15 protein-coding genes, 5 tRNA genes, 2 pseudogenes and 1 riboswitch are annotated in these 18,927 nt (G+C 53.0%); of the genes and pseudogenes, 15 read left to right on the top strand and 7 right to left on the bottom strand.

Going from position 1 to position 18,927, the window contains the following annotated elements:
• Positions 1 to 37 precede the first annotated feature (37 nt).
• On the bottom strand, positions 38 to 550 hold the full coding sequence (locus GYN01_RS17185; protein ID WP_048399862.1) for a 6,7-dimethyl-8-ribityllumazine synthase: 513 nt from the start codon (positions 548 to 550) through the stop codon (positions 38 to 40).
• A 129-nt stretch (positions 551 to 679) separates the two neighbouring features.
• Positions 680 to 850: riboswitch (FMN riboswitch) on the bottom strand.
• A gap of 214 nt (positions 851 to 1,064) precedes the next feature.
• Between GYN01_RS17185 and ltaE the strand changes: the two genes are divergently transcribed.
• The 9 genes from ltaE (at position 1,065) to mgtE (ending at position 9,132) form a co-directional block, all read left to right on the top strand.
• Complete coding sequence (ltaE, locus tag GYN01_RS17180) at positions 1,065 to 2,069, top strand: low-specificity L-threonine aldolase (protein ID WP_048399860.1); 1,005 nt, start codon at positions 1,065 to 1,067, stop codon at positions 2,067 to 2,069.
• A gap of 146 nt (positions 2,070 to 2,215) precedes the next feature.
• Entirely contained in the window at positions 2,216 to 4,834 is a 2,619-nt protein-coding gene (alaS, locus tag GYN01_RS17175; protein ID WP_048363487.1) for an alanine--tRNA ligase, read from the top strand.
• Between the two features lie 83 nt (positions 4,835 to 4,917).
• On the top strand, positions 4,918 to 6,153 hold the full coding sequence (locus GYN01_RS17170) for an aspartate kinase (RefSeq protein ID WP_048399856.1): 1,236 nt from the start codon (positions 4,918 to 4,920) through the stop codon (positions 6,151 to 6,153).
• A gap of 187 nt (positions 6,154 to 6,340) precedes the next feature.
• Complete coding sequence (csrA, locus tag GYN01_RS17165) at positions 6,341 to 6,529, top strand: carbon storage regulator CsrA (RefSeq protein ID WP_003175645.1); 189 nt, start codon at positions 6,341 to 6,343, stop codon at positions 6,527 to 6,529.
• Between the two features lie 61 nt (positions 6,530 to 6,590).
• Positions 6,591 to 6,681: transfer RNA gene (locus GYN01_RS17160), tRNA-Ser, on the top strand.
• Between the two features lie 107 nt (positions 6,682 to 6,788).
• Positions 6,789 to 6,865, top strand: a tRNA-Arg gene (locus tag GYN01_RS17155).
• A gap of 69 nt (positions 6,866 to 6,934) precedes the next feature.
• Positions 6,935 to 7,011: transfer RNA gene (locus tag GYN01_RS17150), tRNA-Arg, on the top strand.
• Between the two features lie 70 nt (positions 7,012 to 7,081).
• Positions 7,082 to 7,158 (top strand) — tRNA-Arg (locus GYN01_RS17145).
• Between the two features lie 531 nt (positions 7,159 to 7,689).
• Positions 7,690 to 9,132: a magnesium transporter gene (gene mgtE / locus GYN01_RS17140; RefSeq protein ID WP_203307514.1), complete on the top strand. Its 1,443-nt coding sequence runs from the start codon at positions 7,690 to 7,692 to the stop codon at positions 9,130 to 9,132.
• A gap of 125 nt (positions 9,133 to 9,257) precedes the next feature.
• On the opposite strand, the gene GYN01_RS17135 is transcribed toward mgtE, so the two are convergent.
• Entirely contained in the window at positions 9,258 to 9,584 is a 327-nt protein-coding gene (locus tag GYN01_RS17135) for an Arc family DNA-binding protein (protein ID WP_047276944.1), read from the bottom strand.
• 365 nt (positions 9,585 to 9,949) lie between these two features.
• On the opposite strand from GYN01_RS17135, the gene phnN reads away from it, so the two are divergent.
• Entirely contained in the window at positions 9,950 to 10,528 is a 579-nt protein-coding gene (gene phnN, locus GYN01_RS17130; protein ID WP_203307513.1) for a phosphonate metabolism protein/1,5-bisphosphokinase (PRPP-forming) PhnN, read from the top strand.
• Here phnN and GYN01_RS17125 read toward each other — a convergent pair.
• Positions 10,520 to 10,699 (bottom strand): PA3371 family protein, encoded by a 180-nt coding sequence (locus GYN01_RS17125; protein ID WP_048363492.1) that lies wholly within the window; start codon positions 10,697 to 10,699, stop codon positions 10,520 to 10,522. The two genes, phnN and GYN01_RS17125, sit on opposite strands and share 9 nt — an antisense overlap.
• 18 nt (positions 10,700 to 10,717) lie before the next feature.
• The gene (locus tag GYN01_RS17120) at positions 10,718 to 10,954 is read right to left on the bottom strand and encodes a hypothetical protein (protein WP_048400325.1); all 237 of its coding nucleotides are present in this window, start codon (positions 10,952 to 10,954) and stop codon (positions 10,718 to 10,720) included.
• A gap of 391 nt (positions 10,955 to 11,345) precedes the next feature.
• Here GYN01_RS17120 and GYN01_RS17115 point away from each other — a divergent pair.
• Together GYN01_RS17115 and GYN01_RS22365 are read left to right on the top strand one after the other, a co-directional pair.
• Positions 11,346 to 11,422, top strand: a tRNA-Arg gene (locus GYN01_RS17115).
• Positions 11,423 to 11,703: 281 nt separating this feature from the next.
• Positions 11,704 to 13,008: a HEPN domain-containing protein gene (locus tag GYN01_RS22365; protein WP_238936301.1), complete on the top strand. Its 1,305-nt coding sequence runs from the start codon at positions 11,704 to 11,706 to the stop codon at positions 13,006 to 13,008.
• Here GYN01_RS22365 and GYN01_RS22360 read toward each other — a convergent pair.
• Positions 13,005 to 13,619 (bottom strand): annotated as a pseudogene (locus GYN01_RS22360) (recombinase family protein). The gene GYN01_RS22365 and the pseudogene GYN01_RS22360 overlap by 4 nt on opposite strands.
• A 152-nt stretch (positions 13,620 to 13,771) precedes the next feature.
• Here GYN01_RS22360 and GYN01_RS17105 point away from each other — a divergent pair.
• A complete protein-coding gene (locus tag GYN01_RS17105; protein WP_203307512.1) occupies positions 13,772 to 14,530 on the top strand; it encodes a competence protein CoiA in 759 nt (252 codons plus the stop codon).
• A gap of 565 nt (positions 14,531 to 15,095) precedes the next feature.
• Positions 15,096 to 15,983 carry a DUF2971 domain-containing protein gene (locus GYN01_RS17100; RefSeq protein ID WP_203307511.1) on the top strand — a complete coding sequence of 296 codons (888 nt, stop codon included), beginning with the start codon at positions 15,096 to 15,098 and terminating at the stop codon, positions 15,981 to 15,983.
• Between the two features lie 185 nt (positions 15,984 to 16,168).
• Here GYN01_RS17100 and GYN01_RS17095 read toward each other — a convergent pair whose 3' ends face one another.
• Entirely contained in the window at positions 16,169 to 17,203 is a 1,035-nt protein-coding gene (locus GYN01_RS17095) for a hypothetical protein (RefSeq protein WP_203307510.1), read from the bottom strand.
• 325 nt (positions 17,204 to 17,528) lie between these two features.
• Between GYN01_RS17095 and GYN01_RS17090 the strand changes: the two are divergent.
• Positions 17,529 to 18,154: pseudogene (locus GYN01_RS17090) on the top strand (DDE-type integrase/transposase/recombinase); the annotation flags it as partial.
• 272 nt (positions 18,155 to 18,426) lie between these two features.
• Here GYN01_RS17090 and GYN01_RS17085 read toward each other — a convergent pair.
• On the bottom strand, positions 18,427 to 18,783 hold the full coding sequence (locus GYN01_RS17085) for a hypothetical protein (RefSeq protein ID WP_203307509.1): 357 nt from the start codon (positions 18,781 to 18,783) through the stop codon (positions 18,427 to 18,429).
• Positions 18,784 to 18,927: the final 144 nt, after the last annotated feature.

Below are 18,927 nucleotides of genomic sequence, written 5' to 3'. Positions count from 1 at the left end.
ACTGACCTGATGGCCAGGCCAGCCGAGAGGTCAGGTGTTACACGGCGCGCTTTTGCTGGGAATCCATGCGCTTGATGGCACGAATTTTATGCAGCGTATCGACGCAGGTTCTTGCCGCTTCTTCGCCTTTGTGTACGAAGTGGTCGAAGAAGAACTTCTGGTGCTCTTCACCGGCGTGGAAGTGGTGCGGCGTCAGGCTGACCGAGAATACGGGTACTTCGGTTTCCAGCTGAACTTGCATCAGGCCGCTGACCACCGATTGGGCAACGAAGTCGTGGCGGTAGATACCGCCATCCACCACCAGTGCCGCGCCGACGATACCGGCATAACGGCCCGTCTTGGCCAACAGCTTGGCGTGCAGCGGGATTTCAAACGCGCCGCCGACTTCAAAGAAGTCGATATCGCTTTCCTGATAGCCCTGCACCAGCATTTCGGCCAAAAAGCCCTTACGGCTCTGATCGACAATCTCTTTGTGCCAGGCGGCCTGGATAAATGCGACGCGCTCGTTGTGGTGATTTTTGCTTTTGCTGTCGATTGCGGTGGGTTGCATGTTCTGACTCCTGTTTGTGTGAAAAACAGGGCATATGAATCGAATGGGATTTAAGGGTGCGTTCAGACAGGTGGTGCGTGCGCAAGCGCATCGACACCCCCCGTCTGATTGACGGCCCTTTGGCGCCAATCCCGTTCTCTCTTCATCCGGACTATGACCGTCGGCCCCGGGATCACACCGGGTCTGCTGACCTTGCCAAGTCGTCTGCCGAAGCCTTCGAACCTGCCAAGCGCTCGCGGGCTATGCGCATTGCGCGCAATTACCGCCGGTGGGGAATTGCACCCCGCCCTGAGAACGTTGCCACCAGCCTTTCTGGCGGCGGGCATTTTGTACCACATCTGTTTGAAGGATGCATGGCTGCTTTTGGCCAATAGCTATCAACCATTCAGATGGTTTTATCGGTTATTTGTGACGCAATCGCTTGATTAATGCCGGCTGAACCCGCAGTAATCGTGTTCGACAGGGATTTCCCCGATTAGCATCTGATGCTCATCTCACATGGCCGAGGCTTGCAATGACTGTTATCGATCTTCGTAGCGACACCGTGACCCAACCCAGCACTGGTATGCGCGAGGCCATGGCTGCCGCGCGCCTGGGCGATGATGTGTATGGCGAAGATCCAACGGTCAACAAGCTTGAGGCCGAAATGGCCCAGCGTCTGGGGTTTGCCGGGGCGCTGTTTGTGCCCAGCGGTACGATGAGTAATTTGCTGGCGCTGATGGCGCATTGCGGGCGAGGCGATGAATACATCGTGGGTCAGCAAGCGCACACCTACAAATATGAAGGCGGCGGGGCTGCCGTGCTGGGGTCGATCCAGCCGCAACCGCTGGAAGTGCAGGCAGATGGTTCGCTGGACCTGAATCAGGTGGCTTGCGCGATCAAGCCTGACGACTTTCATTTCGCCCGCACGCGGTTGCTGGCACTGGAAAACACCATGCAGGGCAAGGTGTTGCCGCTGGCGTATGTGGCGGCGGCCAGTCGTTTGACCCGCGAGAATGGCCTGGCGTTGCACCTGGATGGCGCGCGGCTGTACAACGCGGCCGTCAAGCTGGGTGTGGACGCAGGTGATATTACCCGTCACTTCGACTCGGTTTCGGTGTGTTTGTCCAAAGGGCTGGGCGCCCCGGTGGGGTCGGTGCTGTGCGGCACGGCGGACCTGATCGCCAAGGCCCGGCGCTTGCGCAAAATGGTCGGCGGCGGGATGCGTCAGGCGGGTCAGTTAGCTGCCGCCGGGTTATATGCGCTGGATCATCAGGTCCAGCGCCTGGCAGACGACCACGCGAACGCCGCGTATCTGGCTGAAGGCTTGTGCGCGTGTGGTTATGAGGTCGAGCCTGTGCAGACGAACATGGTGTACGCACAATTGGGTGATCGTGCAGAGGCGCTCAAGGCCTTTGCCGCTGAGCGCGGGATCTCGTTGAGTGCTGCCCCGCGCTTGCGAATGGTGACGCACATGGATGTCAGCCGCAGTCAGATTGAGCAGGTGGTCACGGTTTTTAATGAATTTAACCGCCAATGAGCGCGTAAGCCGTCCAATTGCATGTGCCTATCGTATAAACACGCTGTACCCAAGGCGCTGGGCCGATATAATGCGGCCCTTTGCGAGTCGCACTGTCGAGCGACATGATTGACTTGCCTCTGGCCTCAGCCTCCGTGGAAGAACCTATGAAAAGCGCAGAAATCCGTGAAGCCTTCCTTCGCTTCTTCGAGGAGCAAGGTCACACCCGTGTCCCTTCCAGCTCCTTGGTGCCGAATAACGACCCGACCCTGCTGTTCACTAACGCGGGGATGAATCAGTTCAAGGACTGCTTTCTGGGTCAGGAAAAACGTGCCTATACCCGTGCAACCAGCAGCCAGAAGTGCGTGCGTGCCGGCGGCAAGAACAGCGACCTGGAAAACGTCGGTTACACCGCACGTCACCACACCTTCTTTGAAATGCTCGGCAACTTCAGCTTTGGCGATTACTTCAAGAAAGACGCGATCAATTTCGCCTGGACCTTCCTCACGGGCGTACTCAAGCTGCCTAAAGACAAACTTTGGGTGACTGTTTACGCCAGCGATGATGAAGCCTATGACATCTGGACCCAAGACGTCGGCGTTCCCGCTGAGCGCATGATCCGCATTGGCGACAACAAAGGTGCGCCGTACGCTTCGGACAACTTCTGGACCATGGGCGATACCGGCCCGTGTGGCCCGTGCACCGAGATTTTCTACGATCACGGCCCGGATATCTGGGGTGGCCCGCCGGGCTCGCCGGATGAAGACGGCGACCGTTACATCGAAATCTGGAACAACGTATTCATGCAGTTCAACCGCACCGCCGATGGCGTGTTGCATCCGTTGCCAGCGCCGTCGGTCGACACCGGCATGGGCCTGGAGCGGATCAGTGCGGTGATGCAACACGTTAACTCCAACTACGACATCGACTTGTTCCAGAGCCTGTTGAAAGCGGCGGCCGAGGCCATAGGCTGCGCCAACGAAGGCCAGGCGTCGCTCAAGGTCGTGGCTGACCACATCCGCTCGTGCAGCTTTTTGATCGCTGATGGCGTATTGCCGTCCAACGAAGGTCGCGGTTATGTACTGCGCCGCATCATTCGTCGCGCGTGCCGTCACGGCAACAAGCTGGGTGCAACCGGCAACTTCTTTTACAAGATCGTTGCGGCACTGGTGGCTGAAATGGGCGAAGGCTTCCCGGAGCTGGTGCGCGAGCAAGCCAACATTGAGCGCGTGCTCAAGGCTGAAGAAGAGCAGTTTTCCAAGACGCTGGAGCAGGGCCTCAAGATCCTCGAACAGGACCTGGCTGATCTGAAGGGCACCGTGGTGCCGGGTGACGTGGTGTTCAAACTCTACGACACTTACGGCTTTCCGATGGACCTGACTGCCGACATCGCCCGGGAGCGTAACTTGACCGTGGACGAAGCTGGCTTCGAGCGCGAAATGGAAGCCCAGCGCGTACGTGCGCGTTCGGCCAGCTCGTTTGGCCTGGACTACAACACGCTGGTCAAAGTTGACGTGCCCACCGAGTTCATCGGTTATAACGCCACGCAGGCGTCAGCCAAGATCATTGCGCTCTATAAAGAAGGCAAATCGGTTGAGTTCCTGAATGAAGGCGACGAAGGTGTGGTCATTCTTGATCAAACACCTTTTTACGCAGAATCAGGCGGCCAGGTGGGCGACTGCGGGTACCTGCAAGCAGGTGCTGCACGCTTTGATGTGCGCGACACCACCAAGACCGGCGGCGCGTTCTTGCACCACGGCGTGGTAGCGACAGGCAGCCTGAAAGTGGGCGAGAGCGTTGATACCCAGGTAGATGCCGATGTACGTCACGCAACCGCGCTGAATCACTCGGCGACGCACTTGTTGCATGCCGCGTTGCGTAACGTGCTGGGCGAACACGTACAGCAGAAAGGTTCGTTGGTTGACAGTCAGCGCATGCGTTTTGACTTCAGTCACTTCGAAGCGATCAAGCCTGAGCAAATCAAGGCGCTGGAAGACATCGTCAACGCCGAGATTCGCAAGAACACCCCGGTTGAAACCGAAGAGACCGATATCGAAACCGCCAAGCAAAAAGGCGCGATGGCGCTGTTTGGCGAGAAGTACGGCGATAACGTGCGCGTATTGAGCATGGGTGGTGATTTCTCGGTGGAGCTGTGCGGCGGTATTCATGCCAAGCGCACCGGCGACATCGGCCTGATGAAAATCACCAGCGAAAGCGGTGTGGCGTCGGGTATTCGTCGTATTGAAGCGGTGACGGGCGCTGCCGCACTGGCTTACTTGAATGCTGCTGAAGAGCAGCTCAAGGAAGCAGCAAGCCTGATCAAGGGCTCACGCGAAAACCTGGTCGACAAACTGTCGGCTGTGCTGGAGCGTAACCGTCAGTTGGAAAAACAACTGGAACAATTGCAGGCCAAGGCCGCAAGCGCTGCCGGTGACGATCTGTCGTCGTCGGCCGTGGACATCAAAGGCGTGAACGTCTTGACCGCTCGCCTGGACGGTCAAGATGGCAAGGCGCTATTGGCGCTGGTAGATCAGCTGAAGAACAAGCTCGGCCGTGCAGTGATCCTGCTGGGTGGGGTTTATGAAGACAAGGTTGTACTGGTTGCAGGCGTAACCAAAGACCTGACTGGCCAACTCAAAGCCGGTGATTTGATGAAGCAGGCTGCTGCGGCAGTGGGCGGGAAGGGCGGTGGTCGCCCGGACATGGCGCAAGGTGGCGGTGTGGATGCCGCAGCCCTGGACGCCGCGCTGGCCCTGACTGTGCCATTTGTCGAGCAGGGTATCTGAGGTCCAGAGCGCGCTGTCGTCTAGTGGCAGCGCGTGGTTTGAATGATAAATGGGCGCCCTTTAGGGGCTGAGGCTGCTTTGAAATGGCTTTGATCGTACAGAAATTCGGAGGCACCTCGGTCGGCACTGTCGAACGAATCGAGCAGGTCGCCGATAAAGTTAAGAAGTTCCGTGAAGCCGGGCATGACCTGGTGATTGTGTTGTCGGCGATGAGCGGCGAAACCAATCGTCTGATCGAGCTGGCCAAACAGATCAGCGATCAGCCGTTGCCGCGTGAACTGGATGTGATTGTCTCCACCGGCGAGCAGGTGACGATTGGCCTGCTGGCGATGGCGCTGAACAAGCGCGGCGTCCCGGCGGTGTCCTATACCGGCAGTCAGGTGCGTATTCTCACAGACAGTTCGCACACTAAAGCCCGCATCCTGAAAATTGACGATCAGAAGATTCGTACAGACCTCAAGGCTGGACGTGTGGTTGTGGTTGCAGGTTTTCAGGGCGTAGACGAGCAGGGCAACATTACGACGTTGGGCCGTGGCGGCTCTGACACGACGGGTGTGGCCTTGGCGGCTGCATTGAAGGCGGATGAGTGCCAGATCTACACCGACGTCGATGGCGTCTACACCACCGACCCTCGGGTTGTGGCGCAGGCTCAGCGACTGGAAAAGATCACCTTTGAAGAAATGCTGGAAATGGCCAGCCTGGGTTCCAAGGTGTTGCAGATCCGTGCGGTTGAGTTCGCTGGCAAGTACAACGTCCCGCTGCGCGTCTTGCACAGCTTCAAGGAGGGTCCAGGCACCCTCATTACTATTGATGAAGAGGAATCCATGGAACAGCCGATCATTTCTGGTATCGCGTTCAATCGCGACGAAGCCAAGCTGACCATCCGTGGCGTGCCAGACACCCCGGGCGTGGCGTTCAAGATTTTAGGGCCGATCAGTGCGGCCAACATCGAAGTCGATATGATCGTGCAAAACGTGGCGCACGATAACACCACCGATTTCACCTTCACCGTGCACCGTAACGATTACAGTGCAGCCCAAACGGTGCTGGAGAACACGGCGCGCGAGATCGGCGCACGTGAAGTGGTCGGCGATACCAAGATTGCCAAGGTGTCTATCGTGGGTGTGGGCATGCGCTCTCACGCCGGTGTGGCCAGTCGTATGTTTGAATCGTTGGCCAAAGAGAACATCAACATCCTGATGATCTCGACCTCTGAGATCAAAGTCTCGGTGGTGATCGAAGAGAAGTACCTGGAGTTGGCTGTGCGCTCGCTGCACACGGCGTTTGAATTGGATGCACCTGCCCGACAGGGTGAGTGACGCATTACCCGGAGGGCGCGGTTGAACCGCGCCCTTTGTTTTTTTGATGAATGTGAACGAAGGCCTCTTGTTTCGTCATGTTGGTCAATACTTAAGGAGCGTCGGGCTATAGCTGTTTAGCTAGTAGGCCGAAGCCCTTTTTTTTTGCAGACTGTTGTCCCTGAATGAATAGCGTGAGGAGAAACGTATGCTGATTCTGACTCGCCGTTGCGCAGAAAGCCTGATCATAGGCGATGGTGAAATTACTGTGACCGTGCTCGGCGTCAAAGGAAACCAAGTGCGAATCGGTGTTAACGCCCCCAAGGAAGTGGCCGTGCACCGGGAGGAAATCTACCTTCGGATCAAGAAAGAAAAGGACGAAGAACCAAGTCTTTAATTTTATTTAAGTTTTTGGTTGCATACGGGGAAAAGGCTGGTTATTATACGCCCCGTGTTGCGGAGAGGTGGCCGAGTGGCCGAAGGCGCTCCCCTGCTAAGGGAGTACATCTCAAAAGGGTGTCGGGGGTTCGAATCCCCCCTTCTCCGCCATTATTCATGTAGCACGTTCGAATCTAGCCAGTTCAGTAAGTTATTGAATTTATTGAAAAAAACACTTGGCAGAGAGATTCAACGGTCTATAATACGCAGCTTCAAATGCACTCGTAGCTCAGCTGGATAGAGTACTCGGCTACGAACCGAGCGGTCACAGGTTCGAATCCTGTCGAGTGCACCATTTAAGAGTTAGTTGCTCCGGTAGTTAACTTGGCTTCAACCAGGGTGGTCTGGTTTAACAAACACACTTGCACTCGTAGCTCAGCTGGATAGAGTACTCGGCTACGAACCGAGCGGTCACAGGTTCGAATCCTGTCGAGTGCACCATTTAAGAGTTAGTTGCTTCGGCAGTTAACTTGGCTTCAACCAGGGTGGTCTGGTTTAACAAACACAACTTGCACTCGTAGCTCAGCTGGATAGAGTACTCGGCTACGAACCGAGCGGTCACAGGTTCGAATCCTGTCGAGTGCACCAAACACCAAGAAGCCCGCCTTTAAAGCGGGCTTTTTGCTGTCTGTGATTTGAGTGGCGTTGCGCCGACACGCAGTGCGTTATTGTCATGCGCCAGACTTGTCGCCGCTTCACTGCGCCACGCTGGAATTTACTGGCGTGCAAATGGTCTATGTCAGGTGTTATGCAGAACCTGGCGCAGGTTGCGATCATTTCAGTCCTCGCAAAAAACTCAACCCTCGGCAATCGTCACGACAGGCCGTGTCGCCGCGTTAATTTTTTTACACAAAGACTGTGCTCCGGGCCGATCATCTGGCGTCGCAGAGTCATCGCGTGAACAAAGTTCGGTGATGCTGCGCAAGCATTTGTTATCCCCGAGATTTTTAGCGTCATTAATGTTTTAAGCCGTGTATGATTGCGCCCGTCAGCCCCGCCGGGGCTTGTGGAATACCTCCATGGACTTACCCAGTAGTAACTCAGCATCCCGTTTTACCAATCATGAATTGACTGATTGATCCTTCCGGCGTGCCCTGCTGCTGGGAGTGGAGTTCGCCTATGACCGAAGTTGAAGTAAAAAAAACACAAGAAAGCCTGCAAAGCCGCCTGGCTCAAGTAATTGAGCTGCTGAATCGCCAGCATGTGGTCGAAGACCTGACACATCGTCAGGAAGGCCATCACCATGATCGGGTCGAGAACCTGGTCCATCGGCAAAACCTTGTAGAACTCCAGCGCAAGCTTGAGGACCTGCACTCCGCAGACGTTGCCTACATCCTTGAAGCGTTACCCCTCGATGACCGTCTGACGGTCTGGCAGTTGGTCAAGGCTGATCGCGATGGCGACATCCTGCTAGAAGTCTCCGACTCTGTACGTGAAACCCTGATCGCCGACATGGACGATCACGAGCTCCTGGCAGCGGCCAAGGAGATGGATGCCGATGAACTCGCTGACTTGGCCCCCGAGCTGCCGCGAGACGTCGTCCATGAGCTGATGGAAACCCTCGATGGCCAGCAGCGTGAGCGTGTGCGCTCCGCGCTGTCCTATAACGAGGATCAAGTCGGTGCCTTGATGGATTTCGAGATGGTGACCATTCGTGAGGATGTCAGCCTTGAAGTCGTCCTGCGTTATCTGCGCCGTCTCAAAGAGCTGCCGGGCCATACCGACAAATTGTTCGTGGTCGATTATGACGGCGCGTTGAAAGGCGTGTTGCCGATCAAGCGTTTGCTGGTCAACGACCCTGAAAAACAAGTGTCGGAAGTCATGGCCAATGATCCGGTGAGTTTTCACCCGGATGAAGACGCTTACGATGCGGCTCAGGCATTTGAGCGTTATGACCTGATTTCGGCCCCGGTGGTCGACAAAAACGGCAAGCTCATCGGCCGTCTGACCATTGACGAAATGGTTGATTTGATCCGTGAAGAAAGCGAGACCGAAGTCCTTAACATGGCGGGTCTGCGCGAAGAAGAAGATATTTTTGCTTCGGTCTGGAAGTCCTTGCGCAACCGTTGGGCCTGGCTGGCCGTTAACTTGGTGACGGCATTTATCGCGTCGCGGGTAATCGGTTTGTTTGAAGGCTCGATTGAAAAGCTGGTAGCGCTCGCGGCCTTGATGCCAATTGTGGCCGGCATCGGCGGCAACTCTGGCAACCAGACCATCACCATGATTGTGCGGGCGATGGCGCTGGACCAGGTCAACACGGGCAGTACCTCGCGGTTGATGCGCAAGGAGCTGGCAGTTGGCTTGATCAACGGCCTGGTGTGGGGTGGGGTGATTGGCGTAGTGGCGTATTTGCTGTACGGCAGTTGGTCGCTGGGTGTGGTCATGACCGCCGCGATGACGCTTAACCTGCTATTGGCTGCCCTGATGGGCGTGTTGATCCCCATGACCCTGGCCCGCTTGGGTCGCGACCCGGCGATGGGGGCCAGCGTGATGATTACCGCCATGACCGACAGTGGCGGATTCTTCATCTTCTTGGGGCTGGCCACGATCTTCCTGCTCTGACCCTTAACGGCTTGATCTGGCACTGTCTGATCAAGCCGTTTTTGCTTGTGATGCGTCTTGAGGCGGGCAGAGCGCCCACAAAAAAAACCAGCACAAGGCTGGCTTTTTTGGGCGCTGGTTTTAACTCAAGAAGCGTCGGATGCCATTTCAACATCGTGTGCAATCAATGAAACCAAAGCGTTTTGCTGGCGATGAGACAGCTGGCGGAAGCGTTGCAACAGCTCGCGTTCATGCATGGACAGCTCGGGGCTGTCCAGGCGCAGCGCAGGCTCGTCGCCCAATGCGCCTTCCTGGATAAGGCTTTGTTCCAGGCGGGCAATGATTTCTGAGTTCATGCTGCGGTGATGGTTGCGGGCCACCTCGGCAATGCGTTCGCGCATTCCGTCTGGCAGGCGCACTACGAACTTGTCAGCCGTGCGGCTGGAATAAATTGCCTGTTTCAATGGGCGCATATAGTTAACCGGTTAGTTCAGGGGAGCGGTTCTCGGAATTGGCCGCAGGATGTTTTTAAGACCGTCCTTAAAGCCAAATGTTCAACCTGAATTGCTAAGAGGCAGGGATCATGCCTCAAATTAGCCACTTCCCTGGCGTCAATTCTGTGACAAATATTGAACCGGATGCAGGCTTTTTGCCAGCAACGATTATCAGAAATGAGCATTGGGTTTGATAGCACTTTGCCCACCCGTTCATCTGAAACACATCATATAAGCTGTTTTCAGCGCTTTTATACCTTGAAAGCCCGATTCAGGCCCGCATCTGCACACAGCACAATCCAGCGCATTGCGTGGCAATAGCTCAGTACCGAGAGGATCCATTCATGTCAGGCACATTGATCTATTTGATGGGGCCGTCGGGGTCGGGTAAAGACAGCCTGATCAACGCCGCGCGCCCGTATTTGGCAGAGCGCGGTTGTGACGTGATGCGGCGTGTAATAACCCGTTCGGCTGAATCCGTTGGGGAGGAGGCGGTGGGCGTTTCGCCAGAGGCGTTCGAGTCGCTCAAGCAGCAAGGCGCTTTTGCCCTGCACTGGCAGGCCAATGGCCTTGAGTACGGCATTCCTGTGCAGCTTGATGAATGCCTCGATAGCGGGCGGCATGCGCTGGTCAATGGCTCGCGCGGCTATTTACAGCAGGCGCGGGCGCGTTATCCGGATTTGCTGGCCATTGTCTTACGGGTTGATAGCGAGGTGTTGCAAGGGCGCTTGCTCAAGCGCGGCAGGGAAACGCCGTCTGAGATCAGTGCGCGACTTAAACGCAATGAATTGTTTCTGGATTCTCTGGCGACATTGAGCACCGAACAGGTCCATGTGTTGGACAACTCAGCAGCGTTGTCCGTGGGGGTGCAAGGCTTGTTGAGCTTGATCGATAACGCCCTCGCGTATTCTGCGTCAGCGTAACAGCGGGTCAAACTTGATTCGGCGACCGACCAGCAGGGCAATCAGCCAAGCGATAAAGAACGTTCCGGCAGCAATCAAAGGCAGATCACCCAGATCACCGTATGGCATAAAAATATCCAGGGCCAGACTGGACAGTGCCAGCATTAGAAAGCCGAATGCGAATTTGGACATGATTCTAAAAAGCTCTCTTCAAAATACCCAGTGCTCGCTTTGAACCGTTTGCTGTTGCGCTGCGCTGTCAGAGGTCAGGCGCGATGCGCCACTCTTGCCCTGAGTCATCACTGCCAGCTGTGGTAACGGTTTGAGCGGTTTATAGGTGTCAGCCAGGTTCACGCCCGATTCAACTGACGCCTGGTCGGGTTGGAACTGGAAAATGACCAAAATGGCCAGCGCGAGTGCATTTAACAGGATCAAAGTGCTGTTCATGGCGGTCATCTCTGAGGGCATGGACTTAATACACTTGTCATTGCAGCCTTCGTGCCAACGCAGGATACCTATAAAACCCTTTTAAATCAGTCATTTGCTGATGATTTTAAACGACCTGGAGTTGCAAATTGCAAGGACATGATTTGCGGGTCATGCAATATGCACGATGCTAGAGGTCGTTGAAGGGTCGTGTAGCGGCTGATGCGCACCGGGGGGGCTGAGGTCGGCGTTGCAAGGCCATCTGTCGCAATGGGCGCAATCTCCTTCATTGAGGCATCGTACTAGTAAGTACTTACAGCCAAAAAGCCAACGGACGACATGACAAAACCCTGCATCGCCGTTACCATGCTCGCCGTCCTGCACGCCACGCCTTGCGTGGTGCGCGTGAATTGTCTCAGTAGCTCAATTGGATAGAGCATCCCCCTCCTAAGGGGAAGGTTGCAGGTTCGAACCCCGCCTGGGACACCATATAATTAAGGCCTCTTAGGCAGATCGGTTGTTCTCAGCATTGGGCTGTGACAGCAGGATGGCAGCAGTAGGCACCAAAAAACCCTGTCTGAGGAAACTTGGACGGGGTTTTTTATTGGTTCGAAAGCGCCAAGTCGTTAAAAAGCTTGGCTACAGCGTCGATTCTAAGTAAGGCCTTTAGGGGGTGTCTCGTAGCGTGTGAGGTCCCTGGACCGTAAAGTCTACTGCGTTAGTAGAGCAGAATGGTGGCCTTCAGAAACTTTACAGATAAGGATGTCGTTATGGATATGCCAGCAAAAAAACGCAGAACCTCCGAATTAGATCTCTCCGTGCTCCTCAAGCAAACGGCATTGATGCCCAAGATACAGGCGCATAAAACGCTCGACTTTCTAGAGAGCTTACGAAGGGAGATCCGGACCCCTGGCGGGCATTCGTTGTATTTATCAGATCAAGGCTTGGAAAGCTTTTTAAGGCTCAGTGATATGGCGGAGGAGTTTCTGCCAAGTAGATCTAAGCTTGAGGCCCAGGATATCTGCGTGGCTTGCAAGGAAGCCCTCGGGCGGTTGTATGAGCAGGATGCTCCATCGAGAGAAATCATGTCTTATTTTGCGACTGTGGAGGCAATCGCCAAAGAGTCAATCAACATACATAGGTTCTATACCTCCCTAGCTGGGCTCGAATTCGACGGTGTTGATGAGTTCAGTATTGGCTATGTATCCATACAAAAGCCGGACCTCGAAGTACTAAAAAGCTGCGTTGCAAATGACGACTTGGTAAACAGCACGTGGGAGCAGATGCAGCAGGGGTTGTGGGTAACGGCTGAGGTCACAGGTAGCCTTGAATACGCAGAGCGCCGCTTTTTCGACGACGTAAAAATCGCATGCGGGCTGCTGGCAGTTTCGTTTACTACCGTTTTGGAGAATGGTGGCGCTGCGGTGAGGCTGGTCCCGAGCATGGACGGCCGCTTCAGACCTGGTGCAGTTAGCTGGTTCTCCTATCCCGCGGTATCGAAGGTGCTCCGCACAACAACGAATGTGATGGGCTTTGATAGGCTCACATTTGATGAGAGGCATAAAAGTGGGTTGCCGAGCTGTTCTTGGTACCAGGATTTGGTGCGGATAGTTCAGGATGGAAAGGAGACGGATGCGGAGCTGGCTGTTCGACGTGGTATTTATTGGTTTTTCGATGCCCAAACGGACACCTCTCCTGAAATGCAACTGGTGAAGTTCTGGAGCAGCATCGAATGCATTTTTTCCATTGGTAAAGAGGACACCACCAAAAAAATCAAGCGGGGACTGACTGCATTACTTACCTATGGACGTTACAGCTTTTCTGACACCAAAAATTGGGATCGGCTGGAGTCGGAAATCGGCCGCCTTTACGATTTGCGTTGCGGGGCGGTGCATGACGCTATGCACAACCATGTAATGGTTGGTCACGTCACCACTGTTAGTAAATGGGCCGCTTGGGTGATGTTGGAGGTCGCGCATTTAGTTACTGATGGTTTCGATACGAGGGTGAAGATCAAGGCGGAAATCGACAGGGTATGTGGTATCCGCCTGGCTGACCGCGCCAAGCGCGATTAAGTACGGGTATCTAGAATGGGCAAGACAGTAGTAGTGGAGCAATTGGCGTGTCTAGCGGTCGCGCGAATACCAAGTCCTAATTCCAGTAGCCCCTTAACCCGCTTGCGCAAGCCCTCGTCCTCTGGACGGTCTTGGCACTTGCCAGTTGCCTTAGCTTTCTCGATGCCCTGACCCTGACGCTCGCGACGTTGTTCGTAACCCTTGCGTGCAATGGCTGCCATCATCTCCACCAACATCGAATTAATTGCCCCAAGCATCCGCCCGGTGAACTCGTCACCAGTGGTGTCCTGCTTTCCCTAGTGGCTCGTCGGCAGGTCGAGTGCGACGATACGCGGCCGCTTGGAATCAATCGCAGCCTTGAGCTTCTGTCAGTCCAACACATAAAGGCGTGAGAGGGGGGCTATCTACTCCACCAGCAACACGTCGCTCTTGTGCGCATCCCTGAGCGGGCGGAGCAGCTCAGACCTGTCTGCCGTGGCGCCGCTGGTGTTCTCTAGGTACACGCTTGCTATGACCTTGTTATGGTCGGTGGCGAACTGCTAGAGCGATGCTCGGGCGCAGTTTGCGTCCTGCTCTTCGGTTGATGCTCGGAGGTATGCACGGATGAACATGATAGGTGCCTCTACCAGTTAGGGCGGGTTACTGATTCTGTTGCGCTGTAGGTGTTACTTATCAAACCGAAAGCCCGGATAGCCAAAGTAAGCCTGGATCTGGATATCAGAAAAGAGCACGTTGAGATGCCATCTAAGGAGGCATAGCATGGTTGCTACTTGCCATCATGGAGCGCGGAATGATTTCAGCGATGATAGAAGGGGAAAAGCGGCCCCCCAAGGTAAAGGGAGAGCAGACGATTTGCGTCGGTTGCGGTAGCACGCTTAGGGCCGTGATGCCGCAATTCAAGGTTGCACATTGGCGTCATAACTGTGGCGACTGCGATCCGTGGAGTGAGCCCGAAGGCGAATGGCATTTGGGATGGAAAAGTTTCTTCAATCCCCGCTTTTGTGAAGTGTTCATGCGAGATCCAGAGAGTCAAGAAATCCATAGAGCTGACGTTTTATGCCCGCAGTCCGGTGGGGAAGGGGTTGTCTTGGAGCTGCAACACTCTCCTATATCGGAAGAGGAGCGGATAGCCCGAGAGGTTTTCTACACTAAAGAAAATCGAATGTTCTGGCTTCTTAATATGGGTAGAACATCGGCCCTTTCATTCAATTTTTCGTCGTGCCTCAACTTTAGTGAGGCCAACCGCATAGAAATCGGGGGGCGCGACTTTTATCGGATGGAATGGTTCATGCGAGGGACGATGCTGGATAAATGGAAGCAATCTCGGGTGCACGTTTTTCTAAATCATGGCCCATTCATTTTCTATCTTGCGACGATGGCCGCTTGCCGTTCTTTGGTCGGCGGTCAAGCTAAAGGAGAGTTTGCCTTGGCGCGGCTTACGGTTCTAGAGTTTCTTAGAGCTGTAGCTGGAGATGACCCCTTTGCGCTTACGATAAGCTCGGCTGAGAGTGAAGGGGGTTAGGCCGATTAGATCGAGGTTGGGCGGATGTCCAGGTCTGCGTTGGTGTCGCTTTCGAAAGCGCTGCGCCTGATCGGCCTTCAGGCGGGTTACTTGTTCATTCAGTGCTCCAGACCAGCTGCACGAGCCTGGTACCTCTCATCAGTGCCAAGTCCAAACAAGCGCTCACCGACTCGAACGTACAGGCTCCAGCTTTGCTAGCGTTGCTTCGCGAAACGGGTATCGCACGTAACTTCAATCGTTCCTGCTATGTGGTCACTTTTTTTCTTATGTTCCGGTAGGCGTCAGTGGCTAACCGCGCTGATCGCGCGCACGCTTAGGTTGAATTGATTGAGCCCAGTCGGTCCGATTCGGCTCATTTGGTCCGTGTCAGTTAGAAAAAAATCATTGCAGTCACTCTCCGCAATCGTCAGGCGCCCATTGAATCGAGTTGCTCCAGTAGATTTACGCACTCCCCGACACCTCGCCTGGCTCGCTTACCGACAGTACTATTGCGACCGGTGGCATAAGCTCATGGTGAATCGCCTCATGGGTGCTTTTAGAGATTCCTCAGAAACGGATACCGATCATGAAGCTCCCCCCAGTTTTTTATAAATACGCGCCATCCTCTACTGCCTGCTTAGTCTTAGAGAGCTCCAAGCTACGTTGGTCCAGTCCGCTGCTTTTCAATGACATCGCTGAATTCCAGCGAATGCCGCGATTTCATCCGCGCGTGGCTGACTCTTATCAATTGCTAACTGATTCAATTGTTTCTACGGCCTTTGATGGTGTAGAGATCGATGAGGCCCGGCTAACGCACCAAACACGTTTACTATTGAATTCTGTTAAACAGATGGCCTCTGAGGGCTGCATCAAGCGAGAAGACGTACTGAAAGGTTTGGCTGGTGAGGTTGCTGACGCTGATCAAAGAATTGAGATGTCGCTTCGGGATTGCGTCGAGAATCTTGGACTTAGCACTGCTAGGGTTTTATGTGTTACTTCTGATAATGACAACAATGCAATGTGGGGGAATTATGCTGAGAGTCACACCGGATGTGTTTTAGGCTTTCGACACATCATCGAATGCTCAACACCTCTTCTTGCCGCCACGCGTGTCTCTTATTCAACTGAACCTCCCGTTGTAGGGACAGGTCTTGATTTTTTATTGTATGGAAACACCGCCGAATTGAGAAAGCGTACGCTTAACTCAATTTTTTATACCAAAGACCAGTCTTGGGAATATGAGCGTGAGTGGCGAGTTATCACGTGGCGAAGAGATGAAGTAGGGGCGCAGTTTAGCGATTTCCTCTTCTATCCTGATGAATTGGAGTCGGTAACCCTAGGGGTGCGGGCGACAAGTATTACTGAAGAGTGTGTTCGTCACTTACTGGCTAAAAAATATCCTTCAGCGAGTCTTTATCGAATGAGATTGAGCTGCGGAAAGCTCGAGCGGGAATTGCTAGCTAGTGTCGACTAAACTCTATAATTAAAGGTCATGTTGAGTGGGGAGCATAGCTGTGTTTGATGTGTTACTACTCAGGAATTTTTAACATATTATGCTGTTTGGCGAGCCGACCACTGCGGTGCTGCAAGTGGTCGGTATCCCAAGCGTCCAGCAAGTTTCGCCATCTACTCGCCGTCTTTGAGTGAATGTTAATGAAACTACTTTGCTTTAGGTATAATGGATGTCATGGCTTTTGTGATTGCAATGAGTTGATTGTGTTCGTATTCTATTTTTTTAAGCTCGGTTGTGCTTTGTCCTTTTTCGAGTATATGGTTTCTTTCTGTTTTAGATAGCGTATCTATAACTTTGTGGTATGTGTTCGGGTCGTTCGATCGAAGAGCACCGGCTAATGAGATATATTTCAATTCTAAATTTGTAAGCTCGTTCTGATAATATTTTATTTCAATAAGTTTTGTTCTGTGGAGGCGTAAGAAGAAATAGGCAAGTACCTCGATTGAAATAACTAGGGAGAATCTGGATCCGTAGTGAAGGGCTATTGCTGAAGTAGTTGCGGTGCTAAAATCTAGTGGTGCTGATGAAAAAAATAGATTGGCGATGTTTGGAAATACAAAAATCCCCAAGGCTATAATGCCGGTGATTGCGATAGCTACACCCAGCGCAAGGTTGGTTGTTGCGCTTCGTATTAGTCGCTTTAGTTCTTCTTCAATTCGGCGTGTAGCGAGAGTTCGAGATTCATTAATCTCTTCTATCATGGCTAGTTTTTCATGGTTTTCCTCGATTAGCTCTTCAAGGCTTAGTAATAGAGCGGGCTCGGCTTCATGAATAATTTTTTTTACTAAGGCATTACTTATTGGTTCGGAAATTTGTTTTGATGTTTCCTTTAAGAGCTCTATCTCTAATATTATATCGTTGATTTTCTTGCTGTTTTCATCGGCGCTTGATTCGTTTCGTCTTTGCGTAGATGCTAGTTCTCTTTGCAGAATCTGGCGGTCTTTGAATCCGGTTTGTAAATACCATAATAAAAGAAAGAAGAAGCTTGTGATTGTAAAAGTTGTTAAGCCTAATTTCATAAGGCCGATACTTAACGAGTCCTCAAGATTCCAGGATAACTCTAGTTTTACCCAAAGAAATATGGCTGCGGCTAGAGGTAAGAAAACAGAGGCGAGTCTTAATCTCAGCATTCTATTGAATTTTTGATTAGCAAAAAATTGTGATTCTGAATCGTCGCTCATGGGATGGTCCTTGACTAGTTTTGGCATTATGCCACCATGAGCTTGGTTTGAGGTAGAAGCTGGTTAGATAAGCTGCGAAAGATAGAAAATTCGTACTCACTTTGAATTACCCCTAGTTTCATAGGCACCTCAAAACCTTCACAAGATTCCTATTTTTAGGAGTTATGAGTAGCTCGCGTTACCTCGAAGCATTCAATAAGCCAAGCGATCAACCAAGTGACCGAAAATCAGCTTCTTGGATCTTAGGTAGATGCGCGATTGGATGTGTCTGAGCCTCGATGTCTGGATTAAACGCGACACCAAGCCCCTAGAGTGACTCTTTCAGAAGGACGATCAACGACTGCTCGGCCTGATCAAACATCCCTAGCTGAAAACGGTGGTGTTTATGGTTATCGAAAGATTCATGATGATCTGCGCGAGGCTGGCTAGGCTGATGCACCTTGAAGGTTTGCGTTCTCAGACTGGATATCGACGGATGATGTAGAAGCATGGCGGGAAATCAGCCGTTGCGTCACCGAACTTACTGAAGCGCCGGTTCGATGTCATAGAGAGAGCCCAGCAAAGTCTGGGTCGCGGACTTCATCTATATCCGAACGTATTAGGGTTGGCTGTATTTGGCTGTGTAGCTCGATCTGCTTTCACGCTAGGTCAATGAAGTCGCAGGTGACCAGCTATGTGGCCATTGATGCGTTGTTGATGGCGGTGTGGGGGGTGTAAACCGAAGCTGTAGGTGATGATTTATTCGGATCAAGGCAGTCAGTACCGCAGCTCAAACTGACGAGGCTTCTTGAAGGCTAACAACCTGGTTGCCAGTATGAGTGGTCGAGGTAACTGCCACGACAACGCCGTAGTTGAGAGGTTTTACTACCCCAGCAACATCGTGGTTTCAACAATCAGCGCTCATCGATAGCGTTTGAGAGGCGTTACGCAATGGATTTTCAAGGTGTCTAGAGAGTCTGGGGCGATTCAGATAGTCCAAGTGCACGCCAGTCGTGTGCAGATGCCCATCGTTGTCTTTGAAGCTAGGATTGGGTAGATGGCCTCGCCGGGCGCTTGCCTTGGATCTCGCCTGCTTCTGCCTGCGATCATCCTGACGATCTGAAATGCCTATTCAGGTTGGGCCACCACCTCGGCGGTGGGAGGATATTCTGATTATGCCAAGGATCTGGGGGGGGGGGCACAACGAATGCATCTTGAGTAACGACTGGATATGTCGTAGTAGGCTAGCCGCTTACAGGGATTTTGCTGAATGCGTCAGCAATATCTTTACGTGCCTGTTTTTTTTCAGAGTTGGTCCGCCCAGCAATTTCGAATACATCACTGTGAGCAACATTTGCCTCTAGAGCGGTATCGTATACCGATAAAAGCCGCTTTTCGTTCATTAATAAAGATCTGATCAAACCACAGCTTGCTGTGACTGAGCCCACATACACACGCTCAGGGCGATCCTCTGGTTTAGTTTGATTGAATCCCTGAGCCTGCAATCGTCCACGTTCATGAGTTTCTGGCTCTATTTTCAGAGACCCCCCACGCTCGCAGGATAGCCCCTTATCTTTGGCGTCGCTGAATAGAGCAGGCAAGACTTCACCGTCATGCATGTGAAGAGGGGAGAATACAAATCTGTGTAGAAATTCCTCGCCTCCCACAACGCCCGGAGAAAACCTGCTTACAGATTCACACTCGCAAAAGGCTTCAGGGAAAGAGTCATCTATCAGCTTAGCGCG

The organism is Pseudomonas weihenstephanensis, from assembly GCF_016812185.1.
Lineage (GTDB): Bacteria > Pseudomonadota > Gammaproteobacteria > Pseudomonadales > Pseudomonadaceae > Aquipseudomonas > Aquipseudomonas weihenstephanensis.
This window is presented reverse-complemented; position numbering and strand designations above follow the sequence as displayed.